This is a genomic window from Streptomyces sp. NPDC002476, from assembly GCF_042889785.1.
GTDB lineage: Bacteria > Actinomycetota > Actinomycetes > Streptomycetales > Streptomycetaceae > Streptomyces.
Genome location: NZ_JBIARH010000020.1, coordinates 47170 through 73905, shown reverse-complemented (window position 1 = coordinate 73905; position 26736 = coordinate 47170). Strand labels below are relative to the sequence as shown.

The 26736-nt window shown below is 69.9% G+C and carries 23 protein-coding genes and 1 pseudogene; 10 read left to right on the top strand and 14 right to left on the bottom strand.

Annotated elements, in window-relative coordinates; genetic code table 11:
• Window positions 1-146: 146 nt before the first annotated feature.
• Both ACFYXM_RS22570 and ACFYXM_RS22565 read right to left on the bottom strand, forming a co-directional pair.
• The gene (locus ACFYXM_RS22570; RefSeq protein ID WP_389291755.1) at window positions 147-539 is read right to left on the bottom strand and encodes a peptidase inhibitor family I36 protein; all 393 of its coding nucleotides are present in this window, start codon (window positions 537-539) and stop codon (window positions 147-149) included.
• A 217-nt stretch (window positions 540-756) separates the two neighbouring features.
• A complete protein-coding gene (locus tag ACFYXM_RS22565; protein ID WP_389291753.1) occupies window positions 757-2367 on the bottom strand; it encodes an MFS transporter in 1611 nt (536 codons plus the stop codon).
• A 283-nt stretch (window positions 2368-2650) separates the two neighbouring features.
• On the opposite strand from ACFYXM_RS22565, the gene ACFYXM_RS22560 reads away from it, so the two are divergent.
• From ACFYXM_RS22560 to ACFYXM_RS22550, 3 genes are all read left to right on the top strand, one after another.
• Complete coding sequence (locus ACFYXM_RS22560) at window positions 2651-3328, top strand: TetR family transcriptional regulator (RefSeq protein WP_389291842.1); 678 nt, start codon at window positions 2651-2653, stop codon at window positions 3326-3328.
• Window positions 3329-3722: 394 nt separating this feature from the next.
• Window positions 3723-4934, top strand: a complete 1212-nt coding sequence (locus tag ACFYXM_RS22555; protein ID WP_389291751.1) for an alpha/beta hydrolase — start codon at window positions 3723-3725, stop codon at window positions 4932-4934.
• A 96-nt stretch (window positions 4935-5030) separates the two neighbouring features.
• A complete protein-coding gene (locus ACFYXM_RS22550) occupies window positions 5031-6020 on the top strand; it encodes a DUF4429 domain-containing protein (RefSeq protein WP_389291750.1) in 990 nt (329 codons plus the stop codon).
• 241 nt (window positions 6021-6261) lie between these two features.
• On the opposite strand, the pseudogene ACFYXM_RS22545 reads toward ACFYXM_RS22550, so the two are convergent.
• Both ACFYXM_RS22545 and ACFYXM_RS22540 read right to left on the bottom strand, forming a co-directional pair.
• Window positions 6262-6648: pseudogene (locus ACFYXM_RS22545) on the bottom strand (RNA-guided endonuclease InsQ/TnpB family protein); the annotation flags it as partial.
• Window positions 6649-6700: 52 nt separating this feature from the next.
• Window positions 6701-6829 carry a hypothetical protein gene (locus ACFYXM_RS22540; protein ID WP_389291749.1) on the bottom strand — a complete coding sequence of 43 codons (129 nt, stop codon included), beginning with the start codon at window positions 6827-6829 and terminating at the stop codon, window positions 6701-6703.
• Between the two features lie 375 nt (window positions 6830-7204).
• Between ACFYXM_RS22540 and ACFYXM_RS22535 the strand changes: the two genes are divergently transcribed.
• Window positions 7205-8605: a sensor histidine kinase gene (locus tag ACFYXM_RS22535; protein WP_389291747.1), complete on the top strand. Its 1401-nt coding sequence runs from the start codon at window positions 7205-7207 to the stop codon at window positions 8603-8605.
• A gap of 36 nt (window positions 8606-8641) precedes the next feature.
• On the top strand, window positions 8642-9325 hold the full coding sequence (locus ACFYXM_RS22530; protein ID WP_389291745.1) for a response regulator: 684 nt from the start codon (window positions 8642-8644) through the stop codon (window positions 9323-9325).
• 115 nt (window positions 9326-9440) lie between these two features.
• On the opposite strand, the gene ACFYXM_RS22525 is transcribed toward ACFYXM_RS22530, so the two are convergent.
• From ACFYXM_RS22525 to ACFYXM_RS22505, 5 genes are all read right to left on the bottom strand, one after another.
• Complete coding sequence (locus ACFYXM_RS22525) at window positions 9441-10262, bottom strand: APH(3'') family aminoglycoside O-phosphotransferase (protein ID WP_389291744.1); 822 nt, start codon at window positions 10260-10262, stop codon at window positions 9441-9443.
• A 162-nt stretch (window positions 10263-10424) separates the two neighbouring features.
• Window positions 10425-11069, bottom strand: coding sequence for an isochorismate family cysteine hydrolase YcaC (ycaC, locus tag ACFYXM_RS22520; RefSeq protein WP_389291742.1), 645 nt, complete (start codon window positions 11067-11069; stop codon window positions 10425-10427).
• Window positions 11070-11401: 332 nt separating this feature from the next.
• Complete coding sequence (locus ACFYXM_RS22515) at window positions 11402-12421, bottom strand: aldo/keto reductase (RefSeq protein ID WP_389291740.1); 1020 nt, start codon at window positions 12419-12421, stop codon at window positions 11402-11404.
• A complete protein-coding gene (locus tag ACFYXM_RS22510) occupies window positions 12421-12882 on the bottom strand; it encodes a MerR family transcriptional regulator (protein WP_389291738.1) in 462 nt (153 codons plus the stop codon). The genes ACFYXM_RS22515 and ACFYXM_RS22510 overlap by 1 nt, the downstream gene beginning before the upstream one ends.
• Window positions 12883-13180: 298 nt before the next feature.
• Window positions 13181-16276: a BTAD domain-containing putative transcriptional regulator gene (locus ACFYXM_RS22505; protein ID WP_389291736.1), complete on the bottom strand. Its 3096-nt coding sequence runs from the start codon at window positions 16274-16276 to the stop codon at window positions 13181-13183.
• Between the two features lie 160 nt (window positions 16277-16436).
• Here ACFYXM_RS22505 and ACFYXM_RS22500 point away from each other — a divergent pair, with 160 nt between their 5' ends.
• Window positions 16437-18287 (top strand): ATP-binding cassette domain-containing protein, encoded by a 1851-nt coding sequence (locus tag ACFYXM_RS22500; RefSeq protein ID WP_389291734.1) that lies wholly within the window; start codon window positions 16437-16439, stop codon window positions 18285-18287.
• Window positions 18288-18360: 73 nt separating this feature from the next.
• Window positions 18361-19182 carry a serine hydrolase domain-containing protein gene (locus ACFYXM_RS22495; RefSeq protein WP_389291732.1) on the top strand — a complete coding sequence of 274 codons (822 nt, stop codon included), beginning with the start codon at window positions 18361-18363 and terminating at the stop codon, window positions 19180-19182.
• Here the strand turns inward: ACFYXM_RS22495 and ACFYXM_RS22490 are convergent.
• Window positions 19142-19636, bottom strand: a complete 495-nt coding sequence (locus ACFYXM_RS22490; RefSeq protein ID WP_389291730.1) for an ATP-binding protein — start codon at window positions 19634-19636, stop codon at window positions 19142-19144. The two genes, ACFYXM_RS22495 and ACFYXM_RS22490, sit on opposite strands and share 41 nt — an antisense overlap.
• A gap of 87 nt (window positions 19637-19723) precedes the next feature.
• Between ACFYXM_RS22490 and ACFYXM_RS22485 the strand changes: the two genes are divergently transcribed.
• The 3 genes from ACFYXM_RS22485 to ACFYXM_RS22475 all read left to right on the top strand — a co-directional run bounded on the left by ACFYXM_RS22485 (window position 19724) and on the right by ACFYXM_RS22475 (window position 21741).
• Window positions 19724-20548, top strand: a complete 825-nt coding sequence (locus ACFYXM_RS22485; RefSeq protein WP_389291729.1) for a helix-turn-helix domain-containing protein — start codon at window positions 19724-19726, stop codon at window positions 20546-20548.
• A complete protein-coding gene (locus ACFYXM_RS22480) occupies window positions 20532-20798 on the top strand; it encodes a DUF397 domain-containing protein (protein WP_389291727.1) in 267 nt (88 codons plus the stop codon). Before ACFYXM_RS22485 ends, ACFYXM_RS22480 begins: the two co-directional genes overlap by 17 nt.
• A 190-nt stretch (window positions 20799-20988) precedes the next feature.
• Window positions 20989-21741: a transposase family protein gene (locus tag ACFYXM_RS22475; protein ID WP_389291726.1), complete on the top strand. Its 753-nt coding sequence runs from the start codon at window positions 20989-20991 to the stop codon at window positions 21739-21741.
• 218 nt (window positions 21742-21959) lie between these two features.
• Here the strand turns inward: ACFYXM_RS22475 and ACFYXM_RS22470 are convergent, their stop codons facing one another.
• The 4 genes from ACFYXM_RS22470 to ACFYXM_RS22455 form a co-directional block, all read right to left on the bottom strand.
• A complete protein-coding gene (locus ACFYXM_RS22470) occupies window positions 21960-22976 on the bottom strand; it encodes a hypothetical protein (RefSeq protein WP_389291725.1) in 1017 nt (338 codons plus the stop codon).
• Between the two features lie 954 nt (window positions 22977-23930).
• Complete coding sequence (locus ACFYXM_RS22465) at window positions 23931-24683, bottom strand: transposase family protein (RefSeq protein WP_389291723.1); 753 nt, start codon at window positions 24681-24683, stop codon at window positions 23931-23933.
• Window positions 24684-25203: 520 nt separating this feature from the next.
• A complete protein-coding gene (locus ACFYXM_RS22460) occupies window positions 25204-25575 on the bottom strand; it encodes a beta/gamma crystallin domain-containing protein (protein WP_389291721.1) in 372 nt (123 codons plus the stop codon).
• A gap of 633 nt (window positions 25576-26208) precedes the next feature.
• The gene (locus ACFYXM_RS22455; RefSeq protein WP_389291719.1) at window positions 26209-26697 is read right to left on the bottom strand and encodes a hypothetical protein; all 489 of its coding nucleotides are present in this window, start codon (window positions 26695-26697) and stop codon (window positions 26209-26211) included.
• Window positions 26698-26736 lie beyond the last annotated feature (39 nt).

The following is a 26736-nucleotide window of genomic DNA, read 5'->3' as shown; positions in this document are numbered from 1 at the left end:
GCTCCTCGGGGCGCCCGGCCTCGGGGCGCCCGGCCTCGGGGCGCCCGGCCTCGTTGCCGCCGACGGTCCCGGTTCCCGCCGCTCGGCGTGTCCGGTGCCGCACCTGCCGCCCCTCGGTGTGCCGGGTCGTGTCCGGTGATGTCCGGTCAGTTCTCCCAGACCTTGAACGCCCGGACCTGGTACGGGGACCGGGGCACCCAGGTGCCGCCGCCCGGGTAGGTCTCGAACTCCCCGGTCTCGGCGCATTCCGCCGACTGGTACGTGGTGACCGGGCGGCCCGTGCGGTTGGCGAGCGCCTGGATCCTGGCACCCGCCCGCAGCGGGACGCAGCTCTCGATGTCGACGGTGGACAGCTCGTGGATCTGCCGGGCTCCGGTGAAGTCCGGTTTCTCCCAGAGGCAGAGCTGGCCGCTGTCGCAGGTCCCGAGCCGGACGGGCGCGGAGCGGGCGACGGGTCGTGAGTCCGGCGAGTGCGCGGCGGCGGCCTGCGGGATCAGTGCGGCAGCGGCGAGAGCGGTGGCAAGAGCGGTCGTACGCATCGTGCGTGTCCTGCGCATGGAAATCGACCCCCGTGGTCGTGCGAATCGGTTGTACGCACCCTGACCTGCGGGGCGGCGCCCGGGAAAGGGGCCGTGGGGCACACCACCCGGATAGGCGACAGCCCCGCCGGAACGGTCCGGCGGGGCTGTTGTACGCGGTGTGTTGACGGTGCCGGGTCTGTCGGCCCGCCGACGCGTCGGGGGACGGTACGGGCGGTCAGATGTGGCCGACGCCCGCGCCCGCCTCGGCGTTCTGACCGCGCTTGGCGAGCGTGGCGACCAGCGCGGCGACCACGGCGACGACGCCGGCGACCGTGAATGCCGTGCTCATGCCCGACACGAACGTGTCATGGGCGACGCCGGTGATCTTCTGCGCGATCTCCGGCGGCATGTTGCCGGACACCGGCGGGATGCCGACCTCGACGGCCGCGGACGCCTGGTCCAGCTGCTGCGGGCTGAGCGGCGGAAGCTGTGCGGCCTTCCAGTTGTCGCCCAGGTGGGAGTCGACCTGGGAGGCCATGACCGCGCCCAGCACCGCCGTACCGAGGCTGCCGCCGACCTGCATGGCGGACTGCTGGAGACCACCGGCGACGCCGGACAGCTCCATCGGGGCGTTGCCCACGATGACCTCGGTGGCGCCCACCATCACCGGGGCGAGGCCGAGGCCGAGCAGACCGAACCAGATCGACATGGTCAGGGTGCCGGTGCCGACCTCCAGGCGGGACATCCCGAACATGGCGACCGCCGTGCACACCATGCCGCCGACCAGCGGAACCCGCGGGCCGAACTTGGTGATCATCGCGCCCGCGACCGGAGAGGCGACGATCATCATGCCGGTCAGCGGCAGCAGGTGCAGACCGCTGTCGACGGGGCTCAGACCATGCACGTTCTGGAGGTAGAACGTGACGAAGAACAGCCCGCCCATGAAGGCGAAGGCCATCAGCACCATCAGGACCGTGCCCGCGGTCAGCGGCAGCGACCGGAACATCGTCAGCGGGATCAGCGGCTCCCTGACGTTCTTCTGGGAGAGGGCGAAGACCACGAACAGGGCCACGGCACCGCCCAGGAAGCCGAGGGTCTTGTAGTCGCCCCAGCCCCACTCGGAGCCCTTGATGAGCGCCCAGATCAGGCAGAACATCGCCTGCGACAGCAGCACGATGCCACCGATGTCGAACGAGCGCGGCACGTTCTCGGCGCGGTGGTCCTTGAGGATCACCAGGCCCAGCAGGAGCGCTATCACCCCGACCGGCACATTGATGAAGAAGACGGACTGCCAGTTGACGTGCTCGACGAGCACGCCGCCCAGGATCGGACCGCCCGCGGTCGAGGCGCCGATCACCATGCCCCAGATGCCGATCGCCATGTTCAGCTTCTCGGCCGGGAAGGTGGCGCGCAGCAGGCCGAGCGCGGCGGGCATCAGCAGGGCACCGAAGAGGCCCTGGAGCACCCGGAACACGATCACCAGGGCGACGCTGTCGGAGAGCCCGATGGCCCCCGATGCCGCGGCGAAGCCCACGACACCGATCAGGAAGGTCTGGCGGTGACCGAACCGGTCACCGAGCTTGCCCGCGGTGATCAGGGACACCGCGAGGGCCAGCATGTACCCGTTGGTGATCCACTGGACATCGGCGAGCGAGGCTTTCAGGTCATGCTGGATGGCCGGGTTGGCGATCGCGACGATCGTGCCGTCGAGCGCGACCATCATCACGCCGATGGCCACGGAGAAGAGCGTCAGCCAGGGGTGGCCGCGCAGCCCCTTGGCAGGTGCGGGCTCGGCGGTGTTCCGCGGCTCCCGCGACGCCTTTTCGACGGTGGTCTGACTAGTCATGCCGGGGACACTAGTGTCAGGCTCTGACAGTTGACAAACCATTTCACTAGCCGGTAACTGTCACGTAGCTCACAGGTACGCTGAGCTGGCCAAAAGCAGGAGAAAGAGGACCACTTCAGTGACCGAGGGGCAGCGGGCGGCGCGCCCTGCCGAGCCGCACGAGAGTCCGGCGCGAGGGCCGCGCGAACACCCGGCCGGGCGGAACGGGACACCGGCCGGGCCGGAACGGACTCCGGCCCGGCGGGACCGGACTCCGGAAGGACGGGGCGAGCGCCCGGGCGGGCTGCGCGAACGGAAGAAGCGCCGCACCCGGGACGCCCTGCTGCACGCCGCGCTCGACCTCTTCACCACGCAGGGGTACGAGCAGACGACCGTCGACGAGATCGTCGATGCCGTCGAGGTCTCCCAGCGCACCTTCTTCCGCTACTTCGCCAGCAAGGAGGAGGTCGCCTTCGCCATCCAGGAGATGGTGGAGTCCCACTTCCTCTCGGAGCTGCGCCGGCGGCCCGCCTCGGAGGCGCCGTTCGAGGCCATACGGCGCGCGGTCCTCTGCGCCTGGAACGGCCTCGGTGACACGATCGAGGCGGTCATCACGGTCGAACTCCACATGCGCACGTACCGGTTGATCGAGTCGACACCGTCGCTGCTCGCCGCCCACCTGCGGCGCAACATCGACCTGGAGAACCAGATAGCGCTGCTGATCGCCGAGCGCGAGGGCCTCGACGTGGATAAGGACCCCCGGCCCAGGGTGGCCGTCGCGGCGTTCTGCGGGGTCATGCGGGTGACGGGCCAGCTCTGGGGCCGGGGACGGGACGCCAGTGTGGAGTCGCTGCGCGTACTGACGGAGCGGTACCTGGACCAGCTCGGCCCGGCGCTGGCGGGGAACTGGCGATCGGGTACGGGCGCGGGCACGGGCGCTGAGGCAGAGGCGGGGACCGGTACCGGCCGCACACCCGGCTGACGCAACGTCCGTACGGGGTCCGGGCCCCGGCCCCGACCCCGCTCCCGTCGACACCATGAACCCCCGCCCGGCGTCCCGAATCCTGATGTCCCGATGCCCTGACGCGCCGACATCCTGGCGCGCCGACGCCCGGGCGCGCCGACGCCCGGGCGCGCCGACGCCCGGGCGCGCCGAGGTGCCGTACGTCTCGGCGCACCGCATGACCGACTTCACAACGCCCCGCCCCGACGGTCACGTGCGACGCTCCGGATCCGCCTCCCGGGCCCCTCGCGCACCTGAGCGTGCGCGCCGCACCAACACAGCGTGAGGCGGGCGGACTTGAATTCCCGACAGTCGGGTGATGTGCGTCACCCTCTACACGGGTGCCGTGACGCGTCTCCTAATGTGGGCCGGAGTGACTTCCTTCGACTCCTCTCCCACCCTTGCCGCCTGGCGTGCGCTGCTCGCCGTCGCGGTGGTGTTCGTGGTGCTGGCGACCACGGGCTGGACCGCCGTGCGCCACCAGAGCCCCGACGAGCCCCGCGCGGCCGCGCTCACCGCCTGGGCCCGGGGCCGCCTCGCGGGACACCCCCTGCCGGACGCCGACGCACCGCCGCACCGCGTGGCCCGGTTCTTCGCCGCGCTCACGGCCGAGCAGCGCACCGCCCTCGCCGACAGATACCCGCTGGTCGTGGGCAATCTGAACGGTGTCCCGGTCACCCTGCGCTATCACGCCAACCGGCGGGCACTGACCGAGGCGCGAGCGGTCGAGGGCAAGCGCGTGCACGACGTCCGGCTCTCCCCCGACGGCCGAGCCGAGGCACTCCGCCGGATGGACCGCTTCCGGTCGATGCTCGCGGGCGGCCGGCACATCCTCGCCTTCGACCCGTCCGGGAGGGGGCGTGCGGCGGAGGTCTTCGGCGACCTTGACCGGGCCGAGCGGATCTCCGTGGTCGTCCCCGGCGTCGACACCAACCTGCTGACACTGGAACGGTCCGCGCCCAAGGTGAACGCCGCCCCGGTCGGCATGGCGAAGTCGCTGTACGCGGCGGAGCGCGCCGCCCGCCCCGGCACCCGTACCGCCGTCATCGCCTGGGCCGACTACACCGCGCCCGCGGGCATCGGCGTGGACGCGGCCCTGGGCAACCTCGCCGAACGCGGCGCGGTGCGTCTGAAGGCGCTGGTGGACGCGCTGCCCGGCGGGTCCCCCGTCTCGCTGTTCTGCCACAGCTACGGCTCGGTGCTGTGCGGTGTCGCGGCGCACGAACTGCCCGCCAGGGTCTCGGACATCGCCGTCGCGGGCAGCCCCGGCATGCGGGTGGAACGCGCCGCCCAGCTGCGTACCGGGGCCAGGGTGTGGGCGACGCGGGACCACGACGACTGGATCGAGGACGTGCCGAACCTGGAGTTCGGCGGGCTCGGCCACGGAGCCGACCCGGTCGAGCCCTCGTTCGGTGCGCGGGTCGTCGCAGCGGGCGACGCGGTCGGGCACAGCGGCTATTTCGAGCCGGGCACCGAGAGCCTGGGCAACTTCGCGGCCATCGGCGTGGGCGCCTACGACTCGGTGAGCTGCGCGGCTTCCGACCGCGCCTGCCGTGCCGGCGTCGCCCACGACCGGGCGGCCTGACAGGGATCCGACGGGCGCATCGCACCGTATCCGGCCACATATCGGGGCTTGCTCCAGGGGGGACGTGGGGGGCAAGTGCCGCATACGATGAGGCACATGGGTGATGTGCTGGCCGGAATTCATGCCACCTGGGAGTTCGACGACGACTCCGTGCTCATCCGCTTCGAACGGGGGATCCGCACACCGAAGCTCTTCCAGAGCCTGCGTGAGCGGCGTGTACCGCACGCGGCACTGTCTTCGGTGACGCTGGCCCCCGGCAAGCGGGGCACGGTGGTCCTGCGAGCGATGCCGAGACCGGGCGCCGACCCGCTGCTGGAGGCCGCCGCCGGGCAGCTGAAGGACAGCCACGACCCGTACCGGCTGGTGCTCCCCGCCGAGCGCGAGACGCTCGCCGAGTACTACGCGGACACGCTGCGCGCCCTGCTCGGCCCGGACGCCTCGGAGCCCGCCGACCGGTTCATGGTCGCGGTCCCCGAGGCACCGATGCAGTTCAAGGCGTACGACGGCCGGGCCGGTTTCGACGGCGAGCGGGTCTCCTTCCGCTGGTTCTGGACGGGTGCCTCCACGGCGAAGTGGAAGGCCGGAGACCAGACGTTCCCGGTGACGGAGCTGAGCGGCGTCGAGTGGCGTTCGCCGGACGCCATCGACGGGTATCTGCGGTTGCTGCCGCGCGGGTCGAAGGGCACGGTCGCGGTGTCCGGCCCCGCCATGGGCACTCCCATGGGCGCGGTCACGGCCTCGGGCGCGGGTGCGGACGTCGAGCCGGTGGACGGTCCGTGTACGGCGCCCGGCGGCGCCCTGCCGACGGCCGCCGCCCGTCCCGATCAGGACCCGGCCGCGGTGGTGTTCGGCCTCGGCTACGGTCCGGTGCACGAGTCGCTGCCGTTCGCCGCGGCGGTGCTGGAGTCCGTACGCCGGACGCAGCCCACGCACACGACCCCGGACCCCGTCCTGGTCGGCGCGGGCCGGCGCGACCCGGCGGACATCGCGGAGCGGATCCGCCATCTCGGGGAGTTGCATCAGGCGGGTCTGGTGACGGACGACGAGTTCAGCGCGAAGAAGGCCCAACTGCTCGCGGAGCTCTGAACGGACCGGGCGGCTCTCCCGTTTCGGCGGATGCGCCCCTGGACTCGTCAGCCGAAGAGTCGTGAGACCACTGCCAGCAGGAAGAGCACACCACATACCACCGCGGCCATCTGCCAGGTCCGTCTCTGCGAGGGCAACGGGAGTACGTACGGGGCCTTCGGTGTGGGATTGACGCTCTCCCTCCTGAAGGAGGGAGATTCTTACGGCTCGCGCCGTGAGACTTCCTGTTTCATCGCCGACTGCCCGCCCGGAAGCGGAAACCGCTGGTGGTGTACTCGGCGGACTTGCGGGACTTCTTGCGGGCCTTGAAGCGCGGGTACTTGGCCCGCTTGCCGAAGAAGTTGGTGAACGCGGTCTGCAAGTGCCGCAGCGTCTGCTGCAACGGCACCGACGACACGTCGTTGAGGAAGGCCAGTTCCTCGGTCTTCTTCCACGCCGTCAGCATCGCCGAGGTGGCGTTGTAGTTGACCCGCTCCTGCCGCGTCCACGCCTCCGTGCGGGCCGCGAGCGCCAGGTTGTAGACCTTGCGCACGCATCCGAACGTGCGCGACAGCTCAGCTGCCTGCACATCGGTCGGATAGAAGCGGTACTTGAACGCCCGCTTCACGAGATTCGCAGCCGTGCTCACAAACTAATGAACCCACACATAAAGATCACATCTGCTGGTCAGAGCACTGCGATCACTCCGTCTTGCCCCAGGCTCCCTTTTCACGCGCCTTCTGCCGCGCGAAATAGGGGACCCCGACTTCGGGCAGCTTGACCTCGTCGGTGCGGGGCTGCCGCGTGACGACACCTTCTGTCCACCTCACCGCTCTGCCCGTACCCGCGCAACGCTGGTGAGGCACCGTTCCGGCCCGATCGCAGTCGGGGGAGGGCCGGGCCCACAGGGAGGGGTTCACCTCGCTCCTCGAGCAGTTTCTCCACGGCCTCGAAGGCTTCCTCGTCGCTCAGCACTCGTCTCCCCCGGGTCCTGTTCGTCCGAGGCCGCGATCCTCCGGCTGCGCGGCTCCGCCCGACCAACAGGACAGTACCCAAGCGTCGCCGGCCATGCCGGTCATTCGCGCACGAGAGGCTCTGCCGGGTGAAATGGTGAAAAATACTCGGAGTTGGGCGACTGAGCGTCCGTGCGTCCCGCCCGTCATACCCTCGTACGAGACGGGGTGGCGGCGGATCGAAACCCCGGTATGACGCCATCGGGCAGGTCCGCTGCCTACGCTGATGCGGCCATGACCACTCCCCCGCCGCACGTCGAATCCGAAGCGCGACACGGCCTGTCCGAGGCCTCGCGCGTCCCGTCCGAAGCGCCGCCCACCGTCGACGGCCTGGTGAGTGCCGCGCGCCGCAATCTGCGGCGGCTCGCCCATGGCCTCACCCACCCGTCCCACCTCCCGGCACCCCTCCTGGCGAAGGCACCCAGGCGCTGGCGGCTGCTGCTGCCCCACGCGCCCGGCCTCGTCCTCTTCGCGACCTTCTTCCCGGTCACGATCAGGGTGCTGACCGACCAGTACGGGGTGGACGGCGGGCTCACCGGATTCCTGGCCGTCACCCAGGCGGCGCCGCTCCTGATGCTGGCGCACCGGCCGTTGCAGGCATGGTGGATCATCCTGCCCGCCGACATCCTGGGGGCGCTGATCCTGCTCCGGGAGCCGCCCGCCTCGTTCGACGTCTGGCCGTGGCCTCCCCCCACCCTGCTCGGCCATCTCTTCCTGCTGCTGGCGGTGGCCCTGCGCGAACCTCTGCGGACCGTGGCCTCGGTCTGGGCGGTGACGTCGGTGGCGGGCCTGGTGCTGCATCTGATCGCCCCGGGGCGCGACAACGGCAGCGCGGCGCTGCTGTCGGTCATCGGCGCGGTGTTCGCGGTGCTCGGCGCGGTGATTCGGGAACGGGGCGTCGCGCGGCAGCGGCTGGTCGAGCAGGAGATCATCAGTGAGGCGGAACGGGCGCGGCGGACCCTGCTGGAGGAACGCGCCCGGATCGCACGCGAACTGCACGACGTGGTCGCGCACCACATGTCCGTGATCACGGTCCAGGCCGACTCCGCGCCCTACCGCATCCAGGGGCTGTCCGAGGAGGCGCGCGCGGAGTTCGGCGCGATCGCGGCGAGCGCACGGGAGTCGCTGACGGAGATGCGGCGGCTGCTGGCAGTGCTGCGCAGTGACGGCACGGACGGCGAGCGGGCGCCGCAGCCGGGGCTCGACCGGGTGCAGCAGCTGGTCGAGGCGATGGTACGGGCAGGGCTTCCGGCCGAACTGTCGCTGGCCGCCGGCCTGCCGGAGCTGCCACAGGCGGTGGATCTGTCGGCGTACCGGATCGTGCAGGAGGCCCTGGCCAATGTGGTGCGGCACGCTCCCGGCGCGCGGACCCGGGTGTCGGTCACGTCCGACGGCGGGCACCTGACCGTCCTGGTGGTCAACGGCCCTGCGGGGCAGGCGGGTTCACCGCTGGAGACCAACGGCACCGGGCACGGGCTGGTCGGCATGCGCGAACGCGTACGGTTGACCGGCGGCTCGCTGGACACCGGTCCGCTGCCCGACGGCGGCTACCGGGTAGCCGCCCGGCTGCCGCTGAAGCACTCGGTGAGCTGACGCCCACCACGCCCTGACGCCGCCCTCGGAGGAACCTTGACCATCCGCGTGATCATCGTCGACGACCAGGCCATGGTCCGAGCGGGGTTCGCGGCGCTGCTCGCGGCGCAGAGCGACATCGAGGTGGTCGGGGAGGCGCCGGACGGGCGCCGGGCCGTCGACATCGGCCGGGAGGTGCGCCCGGACGTGGTCCTGATGGACGTCCGGATGCCCGAGATGGACGGCCTGGCGGCGGCCCGCGAGCTGCTGAACCCGCCCGCGGGGGTGGAGCACCAGCCGAAGGTGCTGATGCTCACCACGTTCGACGTGGACGACTACGTGTACGAGGCGCTGCGCGCCGGGGCATCCGGTTTCCTGTTGAAGGACGCACCGCCCTCGGACCTGATCGCGGCGGTACGGGTGGTGGCGTCCGGCGAGGCTCTGCTCGCGCCGTCCGTGACGCGGCGCCTGATCGCGGACTTCGCCCGGCAGGGCCCCTCCGGCGCGACCCGGAGCGGACAGGCGCTGCGGCTGAAGGGGCTGACCCCGCGCGAGACGGAGGTGCTGGAGCTGATCGCGCGGGGGCTGTCCAACCAGGAGATCGCGGCACGGCTGGTGCTGGCCGAGCAGACGGTCAAGACCCACATCGGGCGCGTCCTGGCCAAGCTCGACCTGCGGGACCGCGCACAGGCGGTGATCTTCGCGTACGAGGCGGGGCTGGTGGTGCCGGGCGAGGCGTGAGAGTCGCGGGCGCCTGGGCCGCGTCGTCGAAGCGTCGCGGGCCGGACGGGACTTTCGAAACATGCCCTGAGGGCTGTCCCGTAATCCCTGGCGGGCGCGGATTACGGGACAGCCCTCAGCCCCAGGTGAGCGGGTCGAGATGGAGGTAGAAGCGCAGGCGGTCGTGGTCGAGGGTGACTCCGTACTGCTCGGCGAACGCCGCGTCCGCGGCCCGCGCGTCCTCCTCGTCGGCCCAGGTCTCCCGCGCGTTGGCGAGCAGCAGCGACAGGTCGGCGTAGCGGTCGGCCAGGCCGAGGCGGCCCAGGTCGATGAAGCCCGACACGTCCAGGGTCCGGGGGTCGAGAACGATGTTGGGCAGGCACAGGTCCCCGTGGCAGACGACCGTGTCGGCGGCCTCCTGCTCGCGCCGCCGGTCGGTCTGCGGGACGAGGCGCTCCAGCAACTCCGCTGCGGGCGTGTGCTGTTGCTCGACGGGCAGGAACTCCGGGTGCACCGCGCCACGGGCCACGACGTCGTGTGCCCGGGCGATCATCCCGTCGAGGTCCCGGCGGAACGGACACCGCCGTGCGGGCATCGCGTGCAGCGCGCGGACCGCGTCCGCGATGCGGTCCCAGGAGGCCCGCAGCTCGGCGGCGGACAGCTGATCCGCGGGTGTCCCGGGAACGGTGCTGGTCACCAGGCAGGCACCCGCGTCACCGGAGTGCCAGTCCAGTACCCGTGGCCCCGGAACGCCCTGGTCGCCCAGCCAGGCGATCCGGTCGCGCTCCGCTCCCAGGTCGGCCGCCTCCGCGGCGGCCACGCACTTGGCATACCGGCCGCCGTCCGCGCTGCGGAAGACGCCCGCTCCCGACTCTCCGGTGTCGACGGGAAGCCACTCGCCCTCGCCGCCGCCCGGCGTCTTCGGCAACAGGGTTCGAGGGCCGGGGACTTCGCTCATGCCGGCCACCCTATGCGGCGCCCCCGAGCCGTGCGGGAGGGACGTACGGGTGGGGACGTACGGGCAGAGCCGTACGAGCGGGGCAGTACGAGCGGGGCAGTACGAGCGGGCGGCCCGGGTGCGTGGCCCCGGGCCGTCCGGGTGGGCGGTCCGCCCCCGCCCTCAGCCCTTGCCCCGGTCCTTTGCCGCCGCGTAGCCGGCCATGAGGTTCCGGTAGCCCGGGATGTGGCCGGAGAGGAGATTGCCCAGGCCCTCGATGTCGCGCCGCCAGTCGCGCTGGAGCTCGCAGGCGACGCTGAACCAGTTCATCAGCTGGGCTCCCGCGTTCGCCATGCGGATCAGGGACGCGTCGCGCACCTGCTCGGTGAAGGTCCCGGAGGCGTCGGTCACCACGAAGACCTCGTAACCGGCTTCGAGCGCGGAGAGGACGGGGAAGGTCACGCAGACGTCCGTGACGACACCGGAGACGATCAACTGGCGGCGCCCGGTCCGCTCGACCGCCCGGACGAAGTCCTCGTTGTCCCAGGCGTTGATGTTTCCCGGCCGGGGGATGAACGCGGCGTCGGGCAGGATCTCGCGCAGCTCCGCGACCAGCGGGCCGTTGGGGCCGTCCTCGAAGCTCGTGGTCAGCACCGACGGCAGGTTGAAGTACTTGGCGCTGTCCGCGAGCGCGAGGACGTTGTTCTTGAACTGGTCGGGGCCGTAGTCCTGGACGAGTGAGATCAGGCCGGCCTGGTGGTCGATGAAGAGGGCGGCGGCGTCGTCGGCGGAGAGCCGTTTGTAGGTGAAGCCGTTCTGAGCCGGCACGGAACTCAACTCCCTGGGGGAAGCGACCGTGCCACGCGGACGGCGCCGCCCGGCACGGCCACTCACGGTTCGAGGAGCCCGGTCCGGATCGGATCGGTCCCGGGCGCCTGGCGGTCTCGCTCGACGACCAGTAGAGAGCGCCGGTCCACCCCCTGCAACCGGAAGCCGGACGCCTCCCGCCTCCGCCCGCACCCCGTACACGTCTCCGTGCGCACCCCCGTACACGTCTGCGTACGCGCCTCGGCGCAACGGCCTGTCCGCGCCCCGTCGAGGGCGCCCCGGGGCCCGCTTTCCCGCCTGCGCGCACGGGCCTCGGACCGCCCCCGTACCGGCTACCGCTCGCGGGCCGTGGCCGTGTTGCTCATGTCCGGGTAGCGGTCGCCCGCCACCTGTCCGGCGATCGGCTCCAGCAGGGCCAGTTCCTGGTCCGTCGGCGTGATCCGGGTGGCGGCCACGTTCTCCAGCAGACGGCTGGGCTTGCGGGTGCCGGGGATCGGGACGACGGTCAGGCCGTGCACCTGGGCGCGCTGCTGCACCCAGGCGAGGGCGATCTGTGCGGGCGTGGCCCCGTGCACCTGGGCGATCTCGCGCACGGGCGCCAGCAGGGCGGCGTTGGCCTTCGCGTTGTTGCCGGTGAAGCGCGGCTGGTACCGGCGGAAGTCACCGTCCGGCAGGTCCTTGGCCGCGTCCGTGAACGCCCCGGTGAGGAACCCTCGGCCGAGCGGCGAGTACGGCACGAGGGCCACCCCCAGCTCGACGGCGGCGGGCACGGCGCTGCGCTCCACGTCCCGGCTGAAGAGCGACCACTCCGACTGGAGTGCGGCGATCGGGTGCACCGCGTGCGCCTCGCGCAGCTCGGGCCCGGTCACCTCGCTCAGTCCGAGGTGCTTGACCTTGCCCTGCCGGACCAGTTCTGCCATCGCTCCGACGGACTCGGCCAGTGGGACGAGGGGATCGCGGCGGTGCATGTAGTAGAGGTCGATGACGTCGATGCCGAGCCTGCGCAGACTGTTCTCGACGGCCTGCCGGATGTACGCGGGGTCGTTGCGCACGCCCCGGTAGTTCGGGTCGTCGTCCCTCCGCTCGATGGCGAACTTCGTGGCGAGGGTGATCTCGTCCCGGTGCGCCGCGACGAACGGGGCCAGGAACTCCTCGTTGGCGCCGCTCCCGTAGACGTCGGCGGTGTCGAACAGCGTGACGCCCGCCTCCAGCGCCGTCTCCAGCGTCTCGCGCGCCGCGGCCTGGTCGGTGTCCCCGTAGAACTCACTCATCCCCATGCAGCCGAGTCCCTGCACGCCGACCCGCGGGCCGCCGTTGCCGAGCTCCACCGTGGCGATCTTGTCGTCAGTCATCAGGCCCAGGGCCTTTCCGGCGCCCGTCGGGCACCCGCGTAGAAGTCGATCTTGTGGTCGAGGACGGCGAGCGTGTCCTGGAGCTCCGCGATCCGCGCCTTCACGTCGCGGCGGGTCGCCTCCAGCAGCTCCTGCCGTTCCTCGAAGGTGTGCTCGCCCTCGCGCAGCAGCTCCGCGTACCGGACCATGTCGGCGACCGGCATCCCGGTCAGCCGCAGCTTGCCGACGAACGCCAGCCAGTCCAGATCCCGGTTGGTGAACCGGCGCTGCCCGGTGTGCGACCGGTCGACGTGCGTCATCAGCCCGATCCGCTCGTACCAGCGCAGGGTGTGGGCGGTGAGCCCGGTGAGGGCGGCGACCTCGCCGATGGTGTAGCGGTCCTGCCCGTCGGGGCGCGGGTAGCCCTTGGGAGCCGACGCGCAGACGTCCGTCCTCGTGGAAGTGGTCTCCATCACCGTCATGCCCTCCACGCTAGAACCCTGGAGTGCACTCGAAGCAAGCGCGAGCCTAAGGGCTGTCCGTAGTCCCTGGCGGGTGCGCGACGACAGCTGCGGCACCTCGCCGCGTTGTCGGAACATCCGCATACACCCAGTATGCGAACGCTCCTCCGCCTTGCGATGCACCACATCCGACGCCGCGCACTGATCCGCCACGGATCAAGGGGCGGCTTCCGGTCATCGGTGGGGCCCATTGGTGTGAGTCCGGTCTCCGGAACGACGACGCGTCAAAGCCGCATCGTGTCCGGTCCGGAGAACGGACTCAGTCCTCGGGGCGGGACCGGCCCAGCGCCGCCCGCAGCCGCGTGGCCTCCCTGCGGGCGTGGCCTGCGGCCGAGGCGTCGCCGAGCAGGTCGCGCGCCCTGGCCAGGGTGTCGAGGCCCACGGCCAGCCAGCTCCGGGAACCGATGCGGCGCCACAGCGCGACGGCCGCTTCGGCGCGCCGGACGGCCGGTACCGGTCGTCCGGCGGTGAGCTGCGCCTCCGCGAGCGCGTAGAGCGTTGCCGCCTCGCCCCACAGATTGCCGAACTCCCGGTAGGTCCACAGCGTCCGGGCCAGGAGCCGGCGGCCCTCCCGTTCGGCGCCGCCCTTCACCAGGACGTCCCCGAGCCAGCAGGTGGCGTGCGCGGCGGTGAGCCGGTCGCCGAGGACCTCGCTGATCGCCGCGGCCCGCCGGAAGCACTCGGCGGCCTCCGCGTGGGCGCCGATCTCCCGGTGGCACTGCCCCAGGCAGCGCAGCGCCTGGGCCTCGCCGGGGCGGTAGCCGGCGTCCCGGCTGTCCCGCAGGCACTGGGTGAACCGCTCCATGGCCGCCTCGGTGTGCCCTTGTTCCAGGTCGATGACACCGATGCCGTTGGTCGCGTAGACGAGGCAGTTGACGTTTCCGGCCAGGCGGGCGAGTTCCGCCGCCCGCTCGAAGTGGCGCACCGCCTTCGTGTAGTGGCCGAGCAGGCGGTGCACATAAGCGAGCCCGGCCGTGGCACTGGCCAGGTGGGCAGGGCCCTCGCTGTCGCCGAGCTCCAGCGCCTGTTCGAAGTGGCCCACTGCCTCCGGGTACCGGTCGAGGATGGTGGTGAGCTCGCCCAGGCAGCGGTGGAGCTGTGCGGCGCTGCGTCGGTCGCCACCGTTCAGCGCCGCCTTGAGGGCCCGGTTCTGGAGGCGTTCCCAGTCGTCGAAGTGGCTGCCGATCTGGAAGAGGGTGGTCAGCGTGGTGGCCAGTGCCGCCGCCGGGGCGGTCTCGTCCCTGTCGAGTGCCTGGTCCACCACGTCGATGAGGAACCGGCGCTCGTCGTTGAACCAGGCCAGCGGGTCGGCGAGGACGCGGTCGGCGTCCTGCGCGGACAGCCGCCAGGACGCCAGGGCTGTCTGCGAGATGCCCTGGAAGTCGACGCTGAGGGTGTCCGCGGCCAGGTCGGCCAGGTGCAGGCCGGCCCCCAGCAACCGGGCGAGCGCGGCTGCGCGGTCGTACGGCGGGACCTCCCGTTCCGCCCTCTCGCGGCCCAGCAGGCGCACCAGATCGTGCAGCCGGTGGCGCATGCCGGACGCCCCGGTCATGGCGGCCTCCACCAGGTGGACATCGGTCAGGTCGTCGAGCAAGGCCTCTGCCCGGCGCAGGTCCAGGTCCAGGAGCGCGGCCACGGACCAGACGGAGAGGTCCGGTCCGGGGAGCAGGGCCAGCATCCGCAGGGCGTGCTGGTTCGCGGGCGGCATCGCCCGGTAGGTCAGTTCGAGGCTGGCCCGTACGGCGATGTGGCCGACGGCCAGTTCGTCGAGCTTGCGCTGTTCGTCGGCCAGCGCGTGGGCGACCTTTCCCAATGGCCAGTTCGGCCGGGCCGCCAGACGTGCTCCGGCGACCCACACTGCGAGCGGAAGACCCTCACAGGTCTCCACGATGGCCCGGGCGGCGTCCGGCTCCGCGAGGGTCCGGTCGGTTCCGAGCATCTCCCGCAGCAGGGCGAGTCCGTTCGCGGGGTCCAGGACTCCCAGGGGGAGCCGGGCGCCGTCGAGGCCCGCCAGGGTGGTGCGGCTGGTGACGACGGCGGCGCAGTGGGCGCCGCTGGGGAGGAGGTCGTCCACCTGCAGGGCGTCGGCGGCGTTGTCCAGGACGACGAGTACTTTCCGCTGGGCCAGCAGGGTGCGGTAGAGGTGGACGCGGCCGGTGCGGTCCGGCGGTACCGTGCCGCCGCGCACACCGAGTGCCCGGAGGAAGGCGCCCAGGACGGTGAACGGTTCGGCCGGACCGTCTCCGAAGCCCTGCAGGTCCACGTAGAGCTGGCCGTCCGGGAACCGGGAGGCCAGCAGATGCCCCAGGCGTACGGCGAACGCCGTCTTGCCGACCCCGGCCGGGCCGGTGACCAGCAGGGTGACCGGCCCGGCCGTCTTCCGGGCCAGCATCCGGCATGCCTCGGACGCCTCCCGCTCCCGGCCCACCAGCAGGGACGGGCACGGCGGCAGCAGGCGGGGGCACGGGGGCGGCCCACCCGGTCCGCTCCGGCTCTCGTGGTCGTCCCCGCCGGCATCTGGCCCGTCCCCGGCGGGGGATCCGGGGGCCCCTTCGGAGGCGGAGGTTCCGACGGGACGCGGGCCGGAGGCGGTGACCACCGGGGAGGGCAGGGAGAGGTCCGGGGAGTCGGTGAGGATCCGCTGATGCAGCCGGCGCAGCTCCGGCCCCGGGTCGATCCCCAACTCGTCGGCGAGACAACGACGTTGGGCCTCGTAGTGGCGCAGGGCGTCGGAGGCCCGTCCGCTGCGGTACAGGGCCAGCATGAGTTGCCCGGCCGCCCGTTCGTCCAGCGGGTGGCGCTCCGTCAGGGACACGAGACGGGACAGGAGTTCGCCATGGTGTCCGAGACGCAGTCGGGCGTCGTTGAAGTCCATTGCGGCGGCGAGCCGTTCCCGCAGCAGTGCCTCACGCAGCGTGTTGAACCACGGGGTGTCGCATGCCGTGAAGGGCTCTCCCTGCCACAGGTCCAGCGCCTGTTCGAAGAGTCGGGCGGCGTGTTCCGTGTCCTCGGCCGCGCGGGCCTGCCGGACCAGGGCGTGGAAGACGTGCAGATCCACGTTCCGGGGGTCGGTCTGCACCGCGTAACCACCGGAGCGCCGGACGATGGCCGCGTCCTCGCCGGCCGGCTCCAGGGCCCGCCGCAGCAGGGACACGTACCCGTAGAGCGTGCCCTTGACGCGCTGCGGTGCGCGGCCCTCCCAAACCCGTTCGGTGAGGTGGGCGGCCGTCACCGTGCGCGGGGCGTCGACGAGCAACGCGGCGAGCACGGAACGCTGTTGCGGAGGGCCGAGCGCCATGGCCGCGCCGTCGATGTGCGCCGTGATGTCACCGAGCACGCGGAACCCGACCGCCATGGCACCTCCCTGCCCCGGGCCCAGCTTGCCGAGACGGGCTCCGTCAGCCAATTCGAGATCGCGCCAAGGTTGCGCCAAGAGCGGTGCGGGACGGTGAGGGGCACGGCCCGGGACCGCCGGGCACGAGTGCGGCGCTCGCAGCCCAGCCCGTGGGCTCGGCGTGAACGCGGCCGCCGCCCCCACGGACGCCCGAGCGGGATTCGCCCATGTGGTCGCGACGGCACTGAAACTCGCCTTCCGCTCCGCACGCGGCGTCCTGGTGTGCCATCTGGCGGTGGCCCTGGTGACGGCGATCGCACCGGTCGCCGCCACCTGGCTGGTCGAGGACGTCCTGGACGTCCTGGCCACGGAACCCACGGTGCGGGCGATCGCGCGGCCCGCCTGCGCCCTGGCCGCGATCAGCGCGGTCATGGCCGTCACCCCGCAGATCGGCGGCTACCTCCGCGCCCGGCTGACCCGCGCCACCGGGCTGCGGGCGCAGGCGCGGCTGCACGCCTCGGTCGACACGTTCACCGGGCTGCGCCGATTCGAGGACCCGGCCTTCCTGGACCAGTTGAGACTGGCCCAGCAGGCCGGGGGGCTCGCGCCGTCCCAGGTGGTCGAAGGCGCGGCCGGCATCGTCCGGAGCATCGTGCTGCTGGTCGGTTTCGTCGGATCCCTCGCCGTGCTCCATCCCTTGCTGGCCGTGGTGGTGACCGTGTCCGGGGTGCCGGTGCTGTGGGCGGCACGGGCCGCCGCACAGGGCGCGATGACGGTCGGCGACGTGTCCATGCTGCTGACCGCGGTTCCGGCCGTGCAGAGCGGCATCGGCGGGCTGGCCGGCGAAGTGGGCCAGACCCACCACTCGTTGACGCTGTTCCGGCACTACGTCACCGTGGTCGGCCTCGCCCCCGACCTGCCCGCCCCGGGCCACCCGCGTCCCGCCGCCCCGTCGGCGGACGCGATCGAGTTCCAGGATGTCTGGTTCCGCTACGGGAAGGGGCTCCCGTGGATTCTGCGAGGCGTCACCCTGCGGCTGGAGCGGGGCTCCGCCGTCGCACTGGTCGGCGTCAACGGTTCCGGGAAATCCACGCGGGTCAAACTTCTGTGCCGCTTCTACGACCCCACTCGGGGCCGCATCCTGTGGGACGGCACCGATCTGCGCGACATCCCCGCGGCCGAGCTGCGGACCCGGATCGCCGCCACGTTCCAGGACCCCATGCGCTACGAACTCCCGGCTCTGGAGAACATCGCCCTCGGTGAGCCGAGCGCGCTGCGAGACCCCGGGCGCTGCGAGGAAGCGGCGCGCTTCGCCGGTGTGCACGAGGACATCGCCCGGCTGCCCCACGGCTACCGGACGCTGCTGAGCCGTACGTTCCGTACCGCCGAGGAACACGGGACGAACACCCCGGCCGGCACGGCCGGAGCGGCGGGGCGCACGGGCCCGGCGGCCGGCCGTCCGTTCACCCTTCAGTCCCGCGGCTATGTGGAGGAGCACCCCGCACCGGAGGCCGGCACGGCCGTCACCCCGGCCGCCACGGACTCTCCGGCCACCACGAGCACGGCGGAAAGCGACGGCGCGGCGCTGGCCGTTCCCGCGGCCCGCAAGTACCTCCTGCTGCCCGACGTCAGCGGCGGCAGCATGAGACCCACCTACCAGGACGGCGACCGTCTCCTGGCCATCCGGGCACCCTCGCGGCTGGTGCGCCGCGGCACCGTGATCGCCCTCCGCCTGGAGCCCGCCCCGTCGGACCGCACCGATGCCGACCGGTCCGTTCCCGACCGCCCCGCTCCCACCTGCATGATCAAGCGTGTGGCGGCACTGGGCGACGAACGGCCGCCGCCGGAGACGGCCCCGGACCACCCCGCCTCCATGGACGTCGTCCCGCCCCGCCATGTGTTCGTCGTCGGCGACAACCGGACGAGCAACTGGGACTCCCGCCACACCGGCCCGGTCCCGCTCGCCCGGCTGACCGGAATCGTGCTGTTCCGGGTACGGTCGGCCGGCCGAGCCGGTCCGGGAAGACGCTGAGGTGCTTTCTCCGCGCCGAGGGGGCCCACGGCCCCGCGCAGGCTCCGGACGCCCGCCCATTACGCTCGTAGGCATGCAGAGCCTGGCGATGATCGACAACTGGCCCGTCCCCACCGCGGCGGCTGCCGTCGTACGAGCGGACGGCACCGTCGTCGGTACGCACGGCCCGACCGCGCACCGCTTCCCGCTCGCCTCGGTCACGAAACCGATCGCGGCGTACGCGGCGCTCGTGGCGTACGAGGAGGGCGCGGTCGAGCTGGACGAACCGGCCGGTCCCGAGGGGTCGACCGTACGTCACCTGCTCGCGCACACCAGCGGGCTCGCGTTCGACGAGCACCGGACCACGGCCGCGCCCGGCACCCGCCGCCTCTACTCCAACGCGGGCTTCGAGGTGCTGGGCGACCACATCGCCAAGGCCACCGACATCCCGTTCCCGGAGTATGTGCGCGAGGCGGTGCTGGAGCCGCTGGGGATGACGTCGACGACGGTGGACGGCTCACCCGCGAAGGACGGCGTCTCGACCGTCGACGACCTCGTACGGCTCGCGGCGGAGCTCCAGGCACCCCGGCTGCTCGACCCGCGCACGGTGCTGGCCGCGCAGACCGTCCAGCACCCCGGCCTGAAGGGTGTGCTGCCGGGTTACGGCCACCAGAACCCCAACGACTGGGGGCTCGGCTTCGAGATCCGGGACCACAAGTCGCCGCACTGGACGGGAAGTTCGTCCTCGCCCGCGACCTTCGGTCACTTCGGGCAGTCCGGCACCTTCCTGTGGGTCGACCCGGTCGCGGGCGCGGCGTGCGTCGCCCTCACCGACCGGGCCTTCGGCCCGTGGGCGGTGGACGTGTGGCCGGCGTTCACGGACGCGGTGCTCGCGGAACTGCGCCCGGGCCACTGAGGCACGCCGCCGTCTCCGCCCGCTCCGCCCTCTTCACGGGCAGGCACTCGAACCACACCGTCTTCCCCGCACCGTCGCGGCGGGATTCCGCGCCCCAGCGGTCGGTGACGGCGTCGACGAGGACCATCCCCCGCCCGTCCTCGGCCAGCGCGTCACCGACTGTCACACACGGCAGTTCGGCGCACTCGTCCGCGACCTCGACGCGTACGCCCCCGTCCGGGAGCCGGAAGATGAACGTCTGGCAGATGCTGCCGGGCACGTGCCGTACCACGTTGGCGATCAGCTCGGTGAGCGCCAACTCCGCCGCGTCGGCCACGTCGAGAAGCCCCCAGTTGGTGAGGTACAGGCGCAGGATGCGGCGCAGATGCCGGGCGGAGTGCTCACTCATCGCGAACGCGGCGCGGTAGGTCGGCTCCAGCGGGTCCCCGGTTCGGGGGTCGGTTGCGTGATTCACGTCACCAGAGTGCAGTGGTGTGACTACGGTCGGCCACGTACGGAAACGAACGCCGCGAGGCGTTGAACGCCGGAGGTGCCGCCCGCCGTGGCCAACATCCAGAAACTCGACCCCTGCGCTTCCCCGTTGGACTACTACGGCTCGGAGTTGCGCCGCCTGAGAGAGGCCAACAACCTCAAGCAGGGACAGTTGGGCGACATCATCTTCTGCACGGGGTCGCTGATCGGCCAGATCGAGACGACGAAGAAGGTCCCCACCCGCGACTTCTCGGAGCGGGCGGACGCGGCGCTCGGCACGGACGGGGTGTTCTCCCGGCTGATCGGACTGGTCCTGCGCAGCCAACTGCCCACCTGGTTCCAGCCGTACGCCGAGATGGAGTCGCGCGCCGCCTACATCTCCACGTACCAGGCGCAGTTGGTGTACGGGCTGCTGCAGACGGGCGACTACGCGCAGGCCGTACTGGCCACCGGCATGCCGGACGACCTCGAAGGTCTGGTGGCAGCCAGGTTGGAACGCCAGCGCATCCTGGAACGGGAACGGCCGCCGCTCACCTGGGTCGTGCTCGACGAGGCCGTGCTGCACCGGCCGATAGGAGGTCGTGAGGTGATGCGGAAGCAACTCCAGCGGCTGTTGGACCTCGCCGACCACCGCTGGATGCGGATCCAGGTGCTGCCCTTCGCGGCCGGTGAACACGCAAGCCTCGCCGGGTCGTTCAACCTCCTGCGTTTCGACGACGATCCCGACATCGTCTACACGGAGGACGTCATCTCCGGTCATATGACCGCCAGCCCGGACACCATCAGGGAGGCCACGCTCCGTTACGCTCACTTGCAGGCCGCAGCCCTCTCCGTCGAGGATTCGGCGGCCCTGATCACACGCGTGATGGAGGAGCGTTATGCAGACCCGGCCTGACCTGAAGAACGCGCGGTGGCGCAAGTCCAGCTACAGCGGAAACACCGGCGGCGACTGCGTCGAGTGCACCGTCGTGGGCGGTGCGACCTGGCGCAAGTCGACGTACAGCGGAAGCACCGGCGGCGAATGCGTCGAAGTGGCAGACGGCCTCCCCTGCGCCGTCCCCGTCCGCGACAGCAAGAACCCCGACGGCCCCACCCTCACCATCGGGGCTGCTGCCTGGCAGCACTTCGTCGACGGGCTCCGCTGAGCCCGTCGCAAGCGCGGAACGGAAGGGGGCTCGGGTGATCAGTGGTCACCCGAGCCCCCTTTCTCGCAAGGGCAGTGAGCCGTTTCCAACCTGACGGGTGGTCGGATGGGTGACCCCGGCGGCGGGCGTGAAGAAAGCTCCTGGTAGACGGGTTCACGACCAAGATCACCAGTCCGCCAGGAGCTTCCGCGTGCTTGTCTACCCGTCCGGCATTGATCTGTCCAGCCGCGCCCTGCAACACCTCTCCGGTCTCCTCGCAGGTCATCGCCGCCGGATCGGCTCCCGGTGGCGTCGCCTCACCTGTGGCCGGCAGGCCCTGCTCGTCCTGGCACACCTGCGCTGCGGCGACACCAACGCCCGCCTCGCAGCAGGTTTCCACGTCGGGATTGCGACGGTCTACCGGTACATACGCGAGGCCGTTGACCTCCTGGCCGCTCTCGCACCCACGCTGGAACAGGCCATGACGGCCGTGCGGAAGAAGGCGTACGTGATCCTCGACGGCACCGTGCTGCCGATCGACCGCATTGCTGCCGACCAGCCCTACTACTCGGGGAAGAAGAAGCACCATGGGATGAACGTGCAGGTCCTCGCGGATCCAGCCGGCCGGCTGATCTGGGCCTCGGACGCGCTACCTGGAGCCGTGCACGATCTGACCGCGGCCCGGACCCACGGCATTCCCGCCGCCCTGACCGCCGAAGACATCAAGTGCTGGGCGGACAAGGCGTATCAGGGCGCAGGCCCTGCTGTCCGTGTCCCGTTCCGGGGCAGGATTCTGCGCGGCTGGCGCCGGCGTCACAACCGCGATCACGCCAAGATCCGCAGCGTCGGCGAACGCGCCATGGCCACCCTCAAATGGTGGCGGCTCCTGCGGAAGCTCCGCTGCAGCACCACCCGGATCACCGGCGTCGTCCGTGCTGTCGTCGCCCTCGAACTCGCCACCTGATCAAGATGAAAAGGCTCCATGACAGCCATACCCGGAACCCCTGGGCCTAGCCGATCTTACGAATGACCAGTTCAGTCCCACATCAAGAAGGTAGGGCTCCATGATCCACAAAAGCCGTGCTCGTCTCATGTCCGGGTATCGACGATCAACCGGTCAAACCGGGAGCGACGGGATTCTCCCCGGGGCCCTGGGGCGCCGCTCGTCGTTTGAACGCTGATCTATTTGACCAGCCACTCCGATCCCGTCCACGACGTGCGAAGGTATTGCTGCCCCGAGAAGACAACATATTCCTTCGGGATGTCCGGCATCTGCATCACGGCGTCGATTCCTGCCGCAAAGCTCGGGTAATGGCCGAGCCCTCCCCATTCGCTCAACGGCTTTGGTTTCTGGACCACGATATCGTCATGGTGTCCGTCGTTCACTTTGAGGCGAAGGTAATGTGAACCCGAGAAGACCCAATATTCGTTGTCGTCATCCGGCGTCCTCGTTACGGCATCAATCTTCTTGAATGATGGAGAAGTGTTGTCGAGGGAACTCCAGCCACTCAGCGGGCTTGGCTTCGAATCTTTTTTCGGAATCCTGGTATCCATATGGGGCCAATTGTTGGCCACGTTGATGCGAAGAAAACGTGAACCCGAGAATATCCAGTACTTGTTGCGGTCGTCCGGCCACTGCATCACGGCATCGATCTTCTTGAACGGTGGAGAACTTTCGCCCTCGACTGCCTGGAGGGAACTCCAGTCGGTCAAGGGTCCTGGGTTCTGCACCACTTCAGCGAGATTTCTCTCCTTGCGGGTCACCTGGATGAGGGTGAAATTTTTCCCGGAGAAGAGCCAATACCTGTCTTTTTTATCCGGCGTCTGCATTACGGCATCGATTTGTTTTGTGAACCCTGCTTTATCGAAAGGGGGAAAATCTCGATTATTGAAAGCGAACAAATCGCTCAACGGTCTCGGGCCCTGCGCCTTCTTGCCGTCCGTGCCGGTGAGGCGTACGGCGACGAGTGCGCCGGCCGTCGCGGCAAGTGTGGCGCCGCCGAGTAGGACCGTGCGGCGACTCGGTGTACGCGAGGTGCCCAGTACCTTCTTGGCGTCGGCCGCGGTACCGACGTTAATGGTGAATTCCTGCCGAAGGTCCCCGCCGACGTAGTTGCCGTCCGCGCCCTGCGTGGTCTCGGGTTGACGGGCTGTGCGCCGACGGAACGTCCCTCGGGGTTCCCTCTGCGGCTCACCCATTTTGGTCCTGCCGGAAATCTCCCTTGACGTTGTTCCGGTGCGCTTCCTGCGCTGTGGGCCCGGTGGCCGCCTGGGTCAAATTGCCGTCGATCTCGTTGTCATCGGCCCGCTGGCTTCTGCCCTGCTCCGGTGCCACAGGGAGCCACCACTGCACCACGGTCCCCACTACGAGTAACACCGCCGCAGAAGTCCACCACGCCGTTGATCGGTGATCAGTGAGGAATCCGGTGGCCACGTTTACCGCTGCGGCGACTACCACCGCCCCCACCGCTCCCACGAAACGCTGTACGACTGGAATCATTCATGCCCCCGAGCAGGACCGAACACCCCGACACGACGGTCGTGCAGGGAACCGGTCGGCCCACGGGTGCGGGCCGACAGTGCTGGACCCGGACACCCACCAGCTGTCGGCACGACTCACGTAGGGGAGGCTTCCGCCCATCCGGATCCCTATCTGCCGACTATAGGGCCACAGCAGGGGGGACGTCCGGCTGATGGAACATCTGGCCTTCGGTCATCGACTTGGCCGCCTGCGTCTACTCCCGCGCAATCGGCGAATGACGGGTCGAATCAATTCATACCCCACTCCGAACCGAACCGTCCTCGCGTCGGTACAGCGCCACGGATTCGGCCGCTGATGGTCGGCCCAGCCGGCGCCGCTTGGGCAAGACTTCGCCACAGAGCCACGAATAATTCTCTTCACTCCCCTGGTGGGGTGACCTCACGCCCCGCGAAGTGCGTCGCGTTACTGCGAGTGATCCATGGTTCGAGTCGGGCGTCGGGGATATCTGATTCCTTGGCGCCTTTCACGTGCTTGGCAATTGTCCCCAGGAGTAGGTGAGAAAGTGATCATTGGTAAGTCGGTGTCACGAATAGCATGTCAACGGAGTTCAGGTCCGATACCAACGTCACTGTCAGCGCGGAAGCCGGAGTGAAGGAGCCTTTTCATCTTGATCAGGTGGCGAGTTCGAGGGCGACGACAGCACGGACGACGCCGGTGATCCGGATGGTGCTGCAGCGGAGCTTCCGCAGGAGCCGCCAGCATTTGAGGGTGGCCATGGCGCGTTCGCCGACGCTGCGGATCTTGGCGTGATCGCGGTTGTGACGCCGGCGCCAGCCGCGCAGAATCCTGCCCCGGAACGGGACACGGACAGCAGGGCCTGCGCCCTGATACGCCTTGTCCGCCCAGCACTTGATGTCTTCGGCGGTCAGGGCGGCGGGAATGCCGTGGGTCCGGGCCGCGGTCAGATCGTGCACGGCTCCAGGTAGCGCGTCCGAGGCCCAGATCAGCCGGCCGGCTGGATCCGCGAGGACCTGCACGTTCATCCCATGGTGCTTCTTCTTCCCCGAGTAGTAGGGCTGGTCGGCAGCAATGCGGTCGATCGGCAGCACGGTGCCGTCGAGGATCACGTACGCCTTCTTCTGCACGGCCGTCATGGCCTGTTCCAGCGTGGGTGCGAGAGCGGCCAGGAGGTCAACGGCCTCGCGTATGTACCGGTAGACCGTCGCAATCCCGACGTGGAAACCTGCTGCGAGGCGGGCGTTGGTGTCGCCGCAGCGCAGGTGTGCCAGGACGAGCAGGGCCTGCCGGCCACAGGTGAGGCGACGCCACCGGGAGCCGATCCGGCGGCGATGACCTGCGAGGAGACCGGAGAGGTGTTGCAGGGCGCGGCTGGACAGATCAATGCCGGACGGGTAGACAAGCACGCGGAAGCTCCTGGCGGACTGGTGATCTTGGTCGTGAACCCGTCTACCAGGAGCTTTCTTCACGCCCGCCGCCGGGGTCACCCATCCGACCACCCGTCAGGTTGGAAACGGCTCAGTGACTGATCATTTCGGAACGAGGCTTGAAGCCGCCTCAAGCGGATGAGGCCGCAGGCGAGTTGGGGCAGACCGAAGAAGGCCGACGCATACCTCGTAGTGGGTCCGCAGTCGTTTGAATCGGCGGAGTCGGACGAAGTCGGCTCGACGACCCAGCGGTCTTTTCCAGGCCGGAACCGTGGGCGATGCCCTTGCGGGCGCTCTTGGGGCCGCAGATGCATTCCACCGCCCCACCCACAGCCAAGCTCTCACCGAAATCATTGTAAAATGATCAGTTATAGAAACGGCCTGACATGGAGAATCAGACAGGATTCACAAGCGGCGCCGATTCGAATAAGTACCACAAAAGAAGAAGGGGACACCCCGTAGGGCGTCCCCTATTCAGCAGACTTCACCCTCGGCGAACTCAGTGAATCCGGACCGAAATGACCTTGTGGACATGCCCGGGGTTCCACACGTTCCACTTCTGAATGGTGACGGTGTCGAGCCTCGGGTTGTTCATGTCCTTCTGGTACTGGAGGGTCACGACATTGTTCCCTGATTCGACCCAGTTGACGCCGTAAATGGCAACGGGCATGGATCCGGCGTTGGCGAAACAGAGCGTGTCACGGCCGTCGTTATTGTGGATCGCCAGGTAGCCACTCTCGTTGCAGGCCGTACGGTTGATCAAGGCGCCGACGCCCGAGGAAGGCGCGGCCGCGACGGGAACGGCTGTGGCGACCATCGCAGCCACAGAGGCGGCTGCGACACCGACGAAACGACGCACGGGCAGCTTCATTTCTTCCCTTTCTCCTACGGTTCAGGAGCCCCTACTCTCGCACGCGCAGCGGCCACCCGGGAGTGCGCCTCTCAGCCAATTTCACGTGCCAACGATCTCTTTCCGGCCTCCGGTCGAATCCTGCCAGTCGGTGGCACCGCAGCGAGTCCTCCAAGAAAGGAAATTTCGACCAAGAGAACCGTTTCCCCAGACTTTTCGAGCACTTGCTCAACTGGCTGATATTGACGTGTCCGGTTCCGGCCTTTACTCCCTCACCTCCCCCCCCTACGGCAGCACGCCGGGAGATCGGTTCTCGCCCGTGGCACCATCTACTTGAGGCAGTTTCAAGCCTCGTCCTGAAACAATCGGTAAGCGATGGAAGCATCCGCCCTATTCCGGTTAGGGCCCGGGTGATCGGTGGTCCCGGACCCCTTCCGCTCCCCGTGGTGCACGGGGAAGCGCGGGCACCGGACGGCGGGCGCCGCTACTCGGACGCCCACGAGCATCGGGGCCATGCCATCCCGCCGATCCGCCCCCTCCGCTGCCGGGACCATCGGGATGGGTCCGCATACGCCGACGCCGATACTGATCGGCTTCTTCGCGGCATAAGGCCGGGGGTGGGACCGTCTGTCCCGCAGGACCGCCCTGCAAGCCTCAGCCCGACGCCCCGACTTTCGGTGAGGTCACAGGAACGGCGGCTTCAGCAGACCAGAAGTCGGAGCGCACGTTGGGCGCAGGAATCTCACCCAAGGGGTACTCAAGGCCACTGGGCTTGGTCTTGGGATCGGAAACCTCAGACTTCTGCACGCACGGAGTGGCGACCTCGAAAGCGGCCTGTCCCTGGTTCCCGAAGACCAGACTGATCCCGAACCCATCACGCGACTGAGCGAAGATGGCTGGGCGCTCCTTGCTCTGCCTCACCGCAGTGATCTTGTAACCGCTCTTCTTCCAGAAGCGTTCGATCACGCCCAGAAAGTTGCCACGCCGCTGCTCGGAAATGATCGTCATGACCTTCCGGCGGCGGGACACGTCGCAACTGCCGACAGTCGTGACGTAATGAACCCACTGGATCTCGGGCACGACAGCCTTCATTGCCGCGTCCAGCATCGCATCCGCACGGTCAGCCGCACCCTGCATGTCCATGACTGCCGTATCCCTCCCGCCCTCTCGCCCGCCCTTCAG

What these genes read in the sequence shown, in the direction of transcription:
- ACFYXM_RS22515 (WP_389291740.1), bottom strand. Translation starts at nt 12,421, where the DNA reads ATGACTGACGACAAGATCGCCACGGTGGAGCTCGGCAACGGCGGCCCG.
- ACFYXM_RS22460 (WP_389291721.1), bottom strand. Translation starts at nt 25,575, where the DNA reads ATGAAGCTGCCCGTGCGTCGTTTCGTCGGTGTCGCAGCCGCCTCTGTG.
- ACFYXM_RS22495 (WP_389291732.1), top strand. Translation starts at nt 18,361, where the DNA reads ATGCAGAGCCTGGCGATGATCGACAACTGGCCCGTCCCCACCGCGGCG.
- ACFYXM_RS22510 (WP_389291738.1), bottom strand. Translation starts at nt 12,882, where the DNA reads ATGACGGTGATGGAGACCACTTCCACGAGGACGGACGTCTGCGCGTCG.
- ACFYXM_RS22505 (WP_389291736.1), bottom strand. Translation starts at nt 16,276, where the DNA reads ATGGCGGTCGGGTTCCGCGTGCTCGGTGACATCACGGCGCACATCGAC.
- ACFYXM_RS22525 (WP_389291744.1), bottom strand. Translation starts at nt 10,262, where the DNA reads ATGAGCGAAGTCCCCGGCCCTCGAACCCTGTTGCCGAAGACGCCGGGC.
- ACFYXM_RS22565 (WP_389291753.1), bottom strand. Translation starts at nt 2,367, where the DNA reads ATGACTAGTCAGACCACCGTCGAAAAGGCGTCGCGGGAGCCGCGGAAC.
- ACFYXM_RS22480 (WP_389291727.1), top strand. Translation starts at nt 20,532, where the DNA reads ATGCAGACCCGGCCTGACCTGAAGAACGCGCGGTGGCGCAAGTCCAGC.
- ACFYXM_RS22570 (WP_389291755.1), bottom strand. Translation starts at nt 539, where the DNA reads ATGCGTACGACCGCTCTTGCCACCGCTCTCGCCGCTGCCGCACTGATC.
- ACFYXM_RS22455 (WP_389291719.1), bottom strand. Translation starts at nt 26,697, where the DNA reads ATGGACATGCAGGGTGCGGCTGACCGTGCGGATGCGATGCTGGACGCG.
- ACFYXM_RS22550 (WP_389291750.1), top strand. Translation starts at nt 5,031, where the DNA reads ATGGGTGATGTGCTGGCCGGAATTCATGCCACCTGGGAGTTCGACGAC.
- ACFYXM_RS22535 (WP_389291747.1), top strand. Translation starts at nt 7,205, where the DNA reads ATGACGCCATCGGGCAGGTCCGCTGCCTACGCTGATGCGGCCATGACC.
- ACFYXM_RS22470 (WP_389291725.1), bottom strand. Translation starts at nt 22,976, where the DNA reads ATGGGTGAGCCGCAGAGGGAACCCCGAGGGACGTTCCGTCGGCGCACA.